At 53.4% G+C, this 11,330-nt stretch carries 8 protein-coding genes and 3 pseudogenes; all 11 read left to right on the forward strand.

Going from position 1 to position 11,330, the window contains the following annotated elements:
- The first annotated feature begins 6 nt into the window (after nt 1-6).
- The 11 genes and pseudogenes from Q0932_RS18940 to Q0932_RS18990 all read left to right on the forward strand — a co-directional run bounded on the left by Q0932_RS18940 (nt 7) and on the right by Q0932_RS18990 (nt 11,162).
- Nucleotides 7-708 (forward strand): annotated as a pseudogene (locus tag Q0932_RS18940) (IS6 family transposase).
- A gap of 252 nt (nt 709-960) precedes the next feature.
- Nucleotides 961-1,446: a fasciclin domain-containing protein gene (locus Q0932_RS18945; RefSeq protein WP_299356574.1), complete on the forward strand. Its 486-nt coding sequence runs from the start codon at nt 961-963 to the stop codon at nt 1,444-1,446.
- A gap of 208 nt (nt 1,447-1,654) precedes the next feature.
- A pseudogene (locus tag Q0932_RS18950) lies at nt 1,655-2,362 on the forward strand (IS6 family transposase).
- A 152-nt stretch (nt 2,363-2,514) separates the two neighbouring features.
- Complete coding sequence (locus Q0932_RS18955) at nt 2,515-3,288, forward strand: helix-turn-helix transcriptional regulator (RefSeq protein ID WP_299356576.1); 774 nt, start codon at nt 2,515-2,517, stop codon at nt 3,286-3,288.
- 118 nt (nt 3,289-3,406) lie between these two features.
- Complete coding sequence (locus Q0932_RS18960) at nt 3,407-4,468, forward strand: ABC transporter ATP-binding protein (protein WP_299356578.1); 1,062 nt, start codon at nt 3,407-3,409, stop codon at nt 4,466-4,468.
- On the forward strand, nt 4,468-5,424 hold the full coding sequence (locus tag Q0932_RS18965; RefSeq protein WP_299356580.1) for an ABC transporter permease: 957 nt from the start codon (nt 4,468-4,470) through the stop codon (nt 5,422-5,424). Before Q0932_RS18960 ends, Q0932_RS18965 begins: the two co-directional genes overlap by 1 nt.
- Nucleotides 5,417-6,247, forward strand: coding sequence for an ABC transporter permease (locus Q0932_RS18970; protein ID WP_299356583.1), 831 nt, complete (start codon nt 5,417-5,419; stop codon nt 6,245-6,247). The genes Q0932_RS18965 and Q0932_RS18970 overlap by 8 nt, the downstream gene beginning before the upstream one ends.
- 51 nt (nt 6,248-6,298) lie before the next feature.
- A complete protein-coding gene (locus tag Q0932_RS18975; RefSeq protein ID WP_299356585.1) occupies nt 6,299-7,330 on the forward strand; it encodes an extracellular solute-binding protein in 1,032 nt (343 codons plus the stop codon).
- Nucleotides 7,331-7,436: 106 nt separating this feature from the next.
- Nucleotides 7,437-8,657, forward strand: coding sequence for a serine hydrolase (locus Q0932_RS18980; RefSeq protein ID WP_299356588.1), 1,221 nt, complete (start codon nt 7,437-7,439; stop codon nt 8,655-8,657).
- 278 nt (nt 8,658-8,935) lie between these two features.
- Nucleotides 8,936-9,642: pseudogene (locus Q0932_RS18985) on the forward strand (IS6 family transposase).
- A gap of 314 nt (nt 9,643-9,956) precedes the next feature.
- On the forward strand, nt 9,957-11,162 hold the full coding sequence (locus Q0932_RS18990; RefSeq protein WP_299356590.1) for an oxidoreductase: 1,206 nt from the start codon (nt 9,957-9,959) through the stop codon (nt 11,160-11,162).
- Nucleotides 11,163-11,330 lie beyond the last annotated feature (168 nt).

Here is an 11,330-nt window from a genome sequence, read left to right on the forward strand (position 1 = left end):
CCTGCCATTTCAAAACGATCCCCACTCAAGCAATTTAAGACGAGCCTGGAGATCATCCGCCTGGCGGTGATGTTGTACGTCCGGTTTCCTCTTTCGCTACGAAACGTGGAAGATTTGCTCCACGAACTCGGCTCCGATACAAGCCTTGAAGCTGTTCGTTATTGGTGACGTCGATTTGGTCGATGTTTGCCTCCGAGATAAAAATGGTGCACTGCTGAAATGAAATCTAGCAAGTGGCGATGGCACCAGGATGAGATGTTCGTTAAAACCAATGGCGAGCAAGACTATCATTGGCGAGCTGTAGATCACGAAGGGGAAGTGCTTGAGAGCTTCGTCACAAAGACAAGGGACAAGAAGGCCGCTTTGAAATTCCTATGAAAAGCAATGCGAAAGCACGACCGGCCAGATGAAGTAGTGACCGATTGATTGCGGTCATACGTTGCTGCAATGAAAGTCCTCGGCAACGCAGAGAAGCAAGTTTGTGGTTGTCGGTTGAACAAGCGCGGGGAAAATTCCCACCTGCCATTCCGACGATGAGAACGGGCCATGCTCCGTTTCCGACGAATGCGATGTTTGCAGAAATTCGCATCCGTCCACGCCTCGATCTAAAACTTGTTCAATTCGGAACGCAGCCTCTACGCCAGACCAAATTTCAAAATGATCCGCGCCGCCGCTCTTGCTGAAAGGTGCGGTCTATGCGCGGAATAAGGGGCACTCTCACTGTCCAACCAAAGACTAGTTCGAATTCGACTGCCAGCACCGCGGGAAGCCGACTTTCGCCGCACTCTGGTTCAATGTCCGATTTTGGCTATTTTTGCTTTTTTTTCTTCTGCCTTCGGCGTCGGCAGCCAAAGAAATAGATTCCGATTAGTTCCGCCGATTGTGATCCAGTCGTGCTGCAAGTGCGTACAATCAGTATCCAACCCCTAGTTAGCAATCATTTTACCTTGGAGACAACACATGTTCCGTCGCACTTTCCTTGCACTCGCGTCTGCTGCCGCGCTCTCAACCGCTTCATTTGCCTTAGCAGATGGCCATTCCAAAGACATCGTTGACACTGCGATTGGCGCAGGTTCGTTCACCACATTGGTCGCCGCGGTACAGGCTGCCGGTCTCGTGGAGACGTTGAAGGGCGAAGGTCCGTTCACAGTTTTCGCACCAACAGATGACGCGTTTGCCGCATTGCCTGAAGGCACTGTTGAAACCTTGCTGAAGCCCGAGAACAAAGACCAACTTGTTGCCATTCTGACCTATCACGTTGTCACCGGAAAAGTGATGACCGGCGATCTTTCCAATAATATGATGGCCACAACCGTTCAGGGTGGAGACGTCAAAGTCATGACCGAAGGTGGTGTAACCGTGAATGGCGCCAGCGTAACAGCCGCTGATATCGAAACCTCAAATGGCGTCATTCACGTTATCGATGCCGTGATGTTGCCAAAGTGATGACGGTCCGTGCGCAGATGTTGTTTTGAGCAAACGCCTGCGCGAGGAGACTTCAGTTGCCTCACCCGTTTGCGTGGGAGGGGCACCCAAATTAAGTGCTTTTGTACCCGATTGCAATAAAGACTGCAGCGAACGAAGTAACCGATTAATGGAGACTGTCAGAGGAAACTCGGTTGCGACGGGCAGAGCGGTTTCATAGCTTCGCTTGATGACAATACGCTCTCCATTTCGCTATTTCAAAACCAACCCTGTGATCATCCGATTGGCGGTGATGCTCTACGTTCGTTTCCCGTTGTCACTTCGGAATGTCGAAGATCTGCTGCATGAACGAGGCATTGATGTGAGCCACGAAACCGTCCGTTTTTGGTGGAACAGGTTTGGCCCAATGTTCGTCGCTGAAATCCGCAGGAAACGGTTCTGCCGAATGCGGTGTTGCTTGAACTGGCAATGGCACCTTGACGAGGTTTTCGTGAAAATCAATGGCGTCCAGCTCTACTTGTGGCGAGCTGTCGATCACGAAGGCGAGGTGCTTGAAAGCTTTGTCACGAAGGCCCGTGACAAGAAAGCCGCCTTGAAATTCCTAAAGAAATCAATGCGGCGATACGGTCGATCGCGCACAATCGTGAAAGACAGGCTGCGCTCCTACGGAGCAGCCATGAAAGTAATTGGCCATGCAGATCAGCAGGAAAGAGGCCGCTGGCTGAAAAATCGAGCTGAGAAATCACACCTCCCTTTTCGAAGGCGAGAGAGGGCCATGCACCGCGCTCGTCGCATAGGAAGTTTGCAGAAATTTGTTTCTGTTCACGCTTCTGTATTTAGCCATTTCAATTAGGAGCGCGGCCTTTCCCAAAGAGACCATTTCAAGCAGAGTCGAACCGCCGCTCTTGCCGAGTGGCGTGGTCTTTGCTCGGTATAATGGGCAGCCTCACTGGCCTAGTAGAGACGAGTTCGAATATGTCTAACAGCACCAAATAGATGGCTAATGGCAATCATTCAGTTGCCAAACCGAAGTCGGCACACCAGAGTTATCAATAACGAGATATGAACAGCTGGGTGTGATTGGTGGGCATGAAGCCAGATTCCTTTTTTCCTGAGACGATGGCCCGCGCAATTCGCGCGGTCGGGACAGCTGACTTCATACAGGAAGTTCTAAATCTGATGCGCACGGTCTGTCTGTTCCAAGGGGCTTTTGTCAACCGATTAAGTTTAAACGAGAGGCCTGAGCACGTTTATGACAACGTTCGCCAGGAGCGCCGGTCAGTCGTGATTGATCGCTGGTTGGACCGGGCCTGGTTGCTGGATCCTTTTGTCGTTAGCTTTATTGGAGGAAGTAACGGGCCGGTCATGGTTCTGCGGGATGTGGCCCCCGACCGATTTTCGAACTCGGACTATTATCGCATTTACTACAAATCTTTAAGGCTTAGAGATGAGCTATCTGTTTTTGTAAACTTGCCGAACGGAACGCTTTTCTTTTCGCTGGCACCTGCTGACGAGAACAAACGGTTTACCAGAAGGGAAGTGGACAAGCTGATCGAGCTGCATCCAATTGTCGCCTCACTTTGCGAACAGCATTTTCACCGCAGCCCAAGTGCGGGGCAGATTGACCGAGGTGGCAACGTCAGTTTTGTCTCGCTTATCAAAAAGGTCTGCCCGGACTTGACCCAAAGAGAAGTCGAGGTTGTTCAAAGCCTTATGCGCGGCCACTCCACACAGTCAGCGGCCCTTTTGCTGGATGTATCGCCTGCCACCATCAAGGTGCATCGGAAAAATATCTATCGAAAACTGGGTATCTCGTCCCAGTCGGGCTTGTTTTCTATGTTTTTGCAGACGGTGAACGACTAAGTCGTCCTACCCCTAAAGAGGTAGTATGACCCCAGCCCTTTGGAGGTATTCACAGGATTGGGGATAGCGCTCTAGTCTGATTACAATCAACAACACCTTGGGATGCCAGGTTCAGATTATGATCGACGTGAAACATGTGACAAAGCGCTTTGGTGAAGGCCAGACAGCCGTAACAGCACTTCGCGACATTTCTTTGACCATTCCCGAGGGCAGTTTTTTCACGCTTTTGGGGCCGTCGGGATGTGGCAAGACAACTTTGTTGCGTTTGATTGCCGGGTTTGAGCTGCCTACTGAGGGAGAGATCACCCTAGATGGTGACTCAATTGGCCACCTCGCGCCGAATAATCGCCCGGTCAACACGGTTTTTCAAAGCTATGCACTGTTCCCCCATATGAGCGTGGCGCGTAATGTGGGTTTCGGCCTCGAGATGCTGAAGCGCCCCAAGGCCGAAATCGAAGCCACAATTCATGAAATGCTAGAGCTTGTACAACTGGGTGAGTTCGCTTCGCGCAGAGTCGACCAGTTGTCCGGAGGACAACAGCAAAGAGTTGCCTTGGCGCGGGCGCTGGCACCACGTCCCAAGGTTCTGCTGCTGGATGAGCCGCTATCGGCGCTTGATCTCAAGCTGCGCAAAGGCATGCAAAGTGAACTGAAGCGGTTGCAGAACGAAACTGGGATCACCTTTGTTTTTGTCACCCATGATCAGAGCGAAGCGCTGGCTATGTCGGACCAGATTGCAGTGATGTCAGCGGGAGCGGTGCGCCAAGTTGGTACGCCAGAAGAGATTTACACTGCACCTCAAAGCCGCTTTGTAGCGGACTTTATCGGTGACACAAACATTGTGAGCGCGACGCTGCTGGGGTTTGAAGGGGACAAAGCCAGCATTCGTTTTGGCGAGGGCACACCACTCACGGTTCAAACTGCCAGTACCTCGCTCAAACCCGGCGCGGTTCACGTGGCCCTGCGCCCTGAAACCATTGATGTTGTCGATGAAGGGGCAGACCGTGCCTTGTTACGGGGCGCCGTTGTGGACAGCACTTATTTCGGCGCAGGTTCACAAATGCTGGTGCGTCTAGATGATGGCGTTGCCGTACTTGTTCAGGTCGCAACGCCTCGTGCCATCGGTGCGCGGGTCGGCCTCGAGTGTGACACCTCTATGCTGCATGTGCTGGAAGACTGATGAGCAGCGCAGTGCATATTCCCTCAACAGACGCGGCAACTTCGTTGCGCGCAGCTCAGGCCGCGCGGGCCCGGCAAGCGCGCCGAACGCGCCTGTTTCTGCTGGCGCCGGCTCTTGGGGTCATCGGAGTTTTTGGCCTGTTTCCCCTATCCATCGCGCTGGTTTACTCGTTCTTAGAGCCGGGAACCTATGGCGGGGTCGAATGGGTTTTTTCGTATGATGCCTATGTCCAGTTCCTGTTCGAACGCGATATCTTTGATGACACGCTGGCATTCAACAGCGCCTATCTGCAAATCTTTGGCCGTTCATTCGGGCTTGCTGTCACAACGATGATCGGCACCCTGATATTGGGTTTTCCGGTGGCTTACTTCATCGCCGCGCGCCCACCTGAGCAACGCAACTTCTGGCTTTTTGCAATCACCTTGCCATTCTGGACCAACCTGTTGATCCGCACCTATTCGATGCTGCTGATCGTACGCGACGAAGGCTTTGTGAACCTGATGCTCATGAAGATTGGCTTCATCGATAAACCACTGGAGATGCTCTACACCGATGGCGCTGTTCTGGCCGGGCTGATCTATAGCTACCTGCCCTTCATGATCCTGCCGATCTATGCCTCGCTTGAAAAGTTCGACTTTTCCCTGCTTGAGGCCGGGCATGATCTCTATGCCTCGCGCACACAGGTGTTTCGCCACATCATCGTGCCGATCACCCGTCCGGGTATCATTGCCGGATGCGTATTGGTGCTGATCCCGGCGTTGGGGGCATACATTACACCAGAATTGCTTGGCGGCGGAAAGAAGCTGATGATTGGCAACCTGATCGCGTTGCAATTCGGGTCGGGGCGGAACTGGCCCTTTGGCGCTGCGGCAGCCTTGATCCTGATGGCTGTCGTGCTGATCGCGCTGTTGATCAGCCTGCGGGCGGGTTCGTCGAAGGAAGGTGGTCATGACTAAGTTTTTGTCCCTCTTCCGCCGTTCAACTGGGTCACGCGAACTGCGCCGCCAACCGCTGTTCACCGGCATGTCTTGGTTGGTACTGGTGTTCCTTTACGCCCCGATTGCAGTGCTGGTTGTGTTCTCGTTCAACGATAATCGGTCCGTTGTACGCTGGACTGAGTTTTCATTGCGTTGGTACGCCGCAGCATTGGAAAATGACGACATTCGCCGCTCGGCCATGATCTCGATTCAGGTCGCGCTGACGGCCACTATTTTTTCTACCGTCATTGCAACGATGGCGGCACTGGCCACCACGCGTGGTGGGGTTTACCGCGGGCGTGCCGCTGCGATTGCGCTGATCAACCAACCCCTGATGATTCCAGAAATCGTCACGGCGATTGCGACGCTTGCGTTCTTTTCGATCCTGCGCCAGTTGACCGGTGTCACAGGAATTGGCTGGCTGATTTTGGCCCACACTGTGTTCTGTGTTCCCTTTGCTTACATGCCGATCCGCGCGCGTCTTTCGGACATGTCTGTCACCTACGAGGCCGCAGCCGCTGATCTCTATGCGTCGCCTTGGCAGGCATTCCGCCATGTGACCTTGCCGCTACTGATGCCCGGCGTCATGGCCGGGGCGATGCTGGCCTTTGTGGTCTCGCTGGACGACGTGATCATCACATTGCTGGTTGCGGGTCCGGGTGAAACAACCCTGCCGATCTACATTCTCGGCCAGATCCGCCGCGGTGTGACACCCGAGGTCAATGCGGTTTCAACCATACTGATTGGCCTCACTGTCGCCATGGTCACTCTGACCTTCTTTTTGCAACGCAAACAAAAATAACCAGAAGCCCGCATCAGCGCGGGACACCCAAACACTCAACGGAGGACTAAAATGAAACTCTCACTACTCAAAAGTGCCGCTGTCTCGGCCCTGGCGCTCAGCGCCGTCGCTGCTCATGCGGAAGGCAAACTCAATATCTACAACTGGGGCAACTACACAAATCCCGAGATGATTGAGAAGTTTGAAGCCCAGCATGGCATCGAAGTGACCCTGGATGGTTATGACAGTAATGAAACCATGCTCGCCAAGGTGAAAGAAGGTAACACTGGCTACGATGTCGTTGTGCCCGGTGACTACATGATCGCGATCATGGTCGGCGAAGGCCTTCTGGCCGAGATCAACGCCAGTGAAATGGACAATTTCAAGAACATGGACCCCAACTGGGTCGATGTTTACTGGGATCCGGGCCGCAAGTATTCGGTTCCTTACCAGTGGGGCACCACCAGCTTCACTGTCGACAGCGAGATCTATAGTGGCGACATCAACACGCTCGGCCTGATCTTTGACGCACCAGAAGAGCTTAAGGGGCGCATCAACATGCTCAACGACATGAATGATGTGATCAACGCAGGCCTGCGGTATCTCGGGTATCCGCGCTGCAACTCGAACCCGGACCAGATGAAAGAGTTGCTGACGCTCTTGACCGACGCAAAGGCAGATTGGCGCACGATGGACTATGCGGTGATCGAAAAGCTGACATCCAAGGATGTAGACCTGTCGCAAAGCTGGAATGGTGCTGCGATGCGCGCGCGTGCAGATCGTCCTTCTCTGAAGTATGCCTATCCGAAAGAAGGCTTCACAGGCTGGATGGACAATGTTGCCGTTTTGGCAGATGCGCCAAACATGGAGAACGCCAAGCTGTTCGTGAATTTCATGATGGATCCGGAAAACGCTGCGATGACATCTAACTTTGCGCGGTATGCAAACGGCGTTCTCGGGTCCGAAGCGTTCATGGATGCCGAAATGCTAAGTGCGCCTGAGATCGTGATGCCGGCAGATGCTCCGGTTCCGGATTTTGTCAAACCATGCGATCAGGACGTAGTTGATCTGTACAACAAGGTCTGGACGCGCCTGAAGCAATAAGGCCGGCACACCGCTCTTGTGGCGGTCCTTTAACGGACCGTCACTTTTTCTGAATTCTCCACCCTGACTGCGTCTTGCTTTGAGACGCCCTGCGGGAGCATGCAAAATGCACAACAGCAAGCCTGGCACCTGGCCCAAGACAGCGCGCGAGATCGGCATTATGCAGGGTTTCCCGCCCCCTCCGGAAAAATGCCCGTCACTGGACAACTGGGATTTGGCGCCATTTAACCGCTGGTCTTTTCAGAACATGCGCAGCCTGTTTCCAACTGTGGATGTGGCTGCGGGCAGCGGTGTCCGGGATCTGCCGAACGCCCCCGAAAACCTGCCCGATATTTCGTTCAGTTCGTTTGACAACCGCCACATGTCGATTTCAGACTGGCTCGCTGAAAGTTACACCGACGGTTTTCTGGTGCTCAAAGCGGGGCAGATTGTTGCTGAAACCTATGCCAATGACTTCACATCCTCCGTCGCGCATCTTGGGCAATCTGTGTCGAAATCGCTCGTCGGAACACTTGCCGGGATTTTACACCACGAGGGATTGCTTGATCTCGCTGCACCGCTTTCTGACATTGTTCCCGAGCTGTCGGCCTGCGGTTATGCGGCGTGTACGGTAGATCAGGCGCTAGATATGCAATCCGGTGTACGCTTTACCGAAGACTATGGTCTGCCGGGCAGCGATATGACACGGGTCGATGTTGCCTCGGGCTGGCGCCCGCTGCGCAAGGGCGAGATTAAGCCAACAATCCGCGACGTTATCCTGACGCTGCCCCAAGAGTGGCCGCATGGACAGAAATTCTCCTACCGCTCAATCGAAACCGATGTCATCGCCTGGGCACTGGAACGCGTTACCGATCAGGACCTGGCCACGCTTTTGTCCAGTCGGATCTGGCAAAAAATTGGCGCGCAACACCCCGGGTTCTTTACGGTCGATGATGCGGGCACCGCGCTGGCAGATGGCGGTTACAGTGCAACGTTGCGCGATTACAGTCGATTTGCGCTAATGGTCGCAAATGGTGGGCGTGTAGGCGATGAACAGGTTGTGCCGCAAGCCTGGATAGACGGAATTTGCGGCGGAGCAGATCCGTCAAAACATGGCGACCCTTATGACCTGTTGTCCCCAGGCGGCGCCTACCGCAGATTTTGGTGGGTCCATGCGCCAAACCGGGGCGTCTTAATGGCGCGCGGCGTTTTTGGGCAATTGGCCTTCATTGATACGAGTGCAGATGTCGTGGTGGTCAAATTGTCAAGCTGGCCTGACTATTTGATCCAATCCTATAGCCACGATGCTGTGCGCGCCTGCGAGGCAATCGTCCGCGCCATTCGTTGACGCCGCAGCCCACCCGCATCACCCACTGTGTTGTTGAGAAAAAACAGACCAGAACTCGCATAAGCTGATGCAAAAAAGCCAATTTGGGAACGCTATCCGTCGTTTATCTCAATCCGCCACCATCCCGGAGAGCTGTCGTTATAGGAATGTGACCGCGGAGTGAAAGCCTTGTCATCAGTCTTGTCAAAGGCACCCACTAACAGGGCAACAACTGGCCCGTCGGTGATGTCAGAGGAAACTCGGTTGTGAAGGGCAGGGTGCCGATCTAGCCTTCGTTCATGACAAAACGCTCACCATTTCTCTACTTCAAAACCAGCTCAGAAATTATTCGCCTGGCGGTGATGATGTATGTTCGATTTCCGCTGTCACTTCGCAATGTAGAGGACCTGCTGGATTTGCGGTTCATTGATGTAAGCCACGAAACTATCCGGTTCTGGTGGAACAGATTTGGCGCACTGTTCGCTGACGAAATTGGCAGGAAACGGGTCGGCCAGATGCAGTCTTACTCGAACTGGCGTTGGCACCTCGACGAGGTTTTTGAAAAAATATACGGCGTCCAGCATTATCTTTGGCGGGCGGTCGATCACGAAGGTGAGGTGCTGGACAGTTACGTCACGAAACGCCGGGACCGCAACGCAGCCCTTAAACTCTTAAAGAAAATGATGAAAAGTATGGGCCTCCGGAAGTCATCGTGACCGACAAACTACGATCTTAGGGCGCCGCGCTGAACGCTATCGGAAGTATTGCCAGACAAGAAACAGGGCGCTGGAAAAACAATCGATCCGAGAATTCACACCTACCTTTTCGAAGGCGAGAGCGAGCCATGCTCCGCTTTCGTCGTATGCGAAGTTTGCAGAAACTTGTTTACATTCACGCTTCCGTTTTCAACAACTTCAATCAAGGCCGCAGCCTCTCAAAACGAATCCACATAAAATTGAACCGAACCGCTGCTCTTGCCGAGTGGCGCGGTTTCTGCTCGACATAAAGGGCAGTGATGTTGACCTACAAGAGACGAGTTCGAATTGGTCTGACACCACCTTGTGGGTTACATCCAAGAAAAGGCGAAACTATCTCAACCAACAATCTCGAACTAAATGGGGTTGTTGAAGCAAGCAGGTTTAGTTATCGCAGAACGGCACGGTCAGTGGACTTTCTACCGGCGAGATGAAGAAACCATTCGAGCCTTCGTTGCCGCTTTCCAAAGCGAACTGATGACCCCGTAACCAAAAATTGGTCACAAACGAATGTGCTTTTCACAGAAGAAGTGAAATATCGAAATACATCGATGGAGATGGTTTTATGAGAACGTATGTCCCCGCAGCAAAAACCATACTGGCTCAGCCGCTCGACTTGCCCTGTGGCGCCCAACTCAAAAATCGACTGATCAAGGCGGCTATGTCGGACAGCCTAGGAGACGGAGAGGGAAATCCCACGCAAACTCAGATGAGGCTATACGAAAGATGGGCTGAAGGAGGGGCTGCATTGACCATCATAGGCGAAGTGCAGACCACCCCGGACTTTCCGGAGAAACCGGGCAACCTCGTACTTGCGCTCGGGGCGAACACTACGATGTTGCAAAAACTTGCAACGCGGGGATCGGTTAATAACGCGGATATCTGGCCTCAGCTCGGTCATGCAGGGGCTCTTTCACATGGGCCGATAAGTAAGCCTAAAGGGCCGTCATCTCTCAATGTCTCTGGTCTTCGTTGTGAGGGTATGGCGCTTGCAGAAATCGAAGAGTTGCCTGAAAATTACGCACGCGCCGCAGCCCTTGCTAGAAAAGTCGGATTCAAAGGCGTCCAAATTCATGCAGGGCACGGCTTCCTGTTCAGCCAATTTCTGTCGCCGTTGTTCAATCACAGGACGGATGCCTACGGAGGCTCTGTAGCGGGGCGTTTTCGGGTCATCGCAGAGACAATACACGCAGTGCGACACGCCGTCGGGGAAGCCTTCCCGATTGGAATCAGGATCAATGCTACGGACAAGTTGGTCGGCGGCTTGACCGAAGACGAGGCCCTTCAAGTCGTTCGATTACTCGATCGCACTTCCATTGACCTGATTGACGTGAGCGGTGGCACCTATTTCCCGGGCGCACCATCCAGCTCCGATAGTGCGGCCGGGTCGGGCCCCTACTTTCTTAGTTTTGCCAAACGCGCAAAGGCAATCACATCTATTCCGATCATGCTGACGGGCGGTTTCAAAACCCGCGAAGAGGCTGTGTCGGCTATAGATACTGGCACGGCGGATGCCGTCGGTCTTGCACGATCCATGGTTCTGGACCCTGCACTTCCAAACAATTGGTTAGGCGAACCACACAACGATCCGAAGTTTCCTAGATTTGATGCTACAGTGCCCGGTGGTGTCACTGCTTGGTACTCTATGCGACTTACAGCGCTTGGAGAGGATAACGAGACAAGCTTTAAGCAAAGCCTCCCTGCTGCATTAGAGGCATACGAAGCCCGGGACGCCGAACGCTGCACCAGATGGCAGGAAAAGTTCTCATAGGCAGAAAACAGACCTTGGCACACCTCACAGCGAATGACTGTTCTCCGCACAAAATGACGAATGCTGCGTCGCGGTCCAATGCCCGCATTGTCCGGCGGTTTCAACGGGTCGACGTAACACTTTAATCTTTTGGAAAGATGGAGTGTTGATCATGAAGTACCGGACGCG

It is taken from the genome of uncultured Shimia sp., assembly GCF_947498095.1.
GTDB lineage: Bacteria > Pseudomonadota > Alphaproteobacteria > Rhodobacterales > Rhodobacteraceae > Shimia.

Bases quoted from the DNA above. Each gene is read 5' to 3' on its own strand.
- Q0932_RS18945 (WP_299356574.1), top strand. From the start codon at position 961: ATGTTCCGTCGCACTTTCCTTGCACTCGCGTCTGCTGCCGCGCTCTCA.
- Q0932_RS18955 (WP_299356576.1), top strand. From the start codon at position 2,515: ATGAAGCCAGATTCCTTTTTTCCTGAGACGATGGCCCGCGCAATTCGC.
- Q0932_RS18960 (WP_299356578.1), top strand. From the start codon at position 3,407: ATGATCGACGTGAAACATGTGACAAAGCGCTTTGGTGAAGGCCAGACA.
- Q0932_RS18965 (WP_299356580.1), top strand. From the start codon at position 4,468: ATGAGCAGCGCAGTGCATATTCCCTCAACAGACGCGGCAACTTCGTTG.
- Q0932_RS18970 (WP_299356583.1), top strand. From the start codon at position 5,417: ATGACTAAGTTTTTGTCCCTCTTCCGCCGTTCAACTGGGTCACGCGAA.
- Q0932_RS18975 (WP_299356585.1), top strand. From the start codon at position 6,299: ATGAAACTCTCACTACTCAAAAGTGCCGCTGTCTCGGCCCTGGCGCTC.
- Q0932_RS18980 (WP_299356588.1), top strand. From the start codon at position 7,437: ATGCACAACAGCAAGCCTGGCACCTGGCCCAAGACAGCGCGCGAGATC.
- Q0932_RS18990 (WP_299356590.1), top strand. From the start codon at position 9,957: ATGAGAACGTATGTCCCCGCAGCAAAAACCATACTGGCTCAGCCGCTC.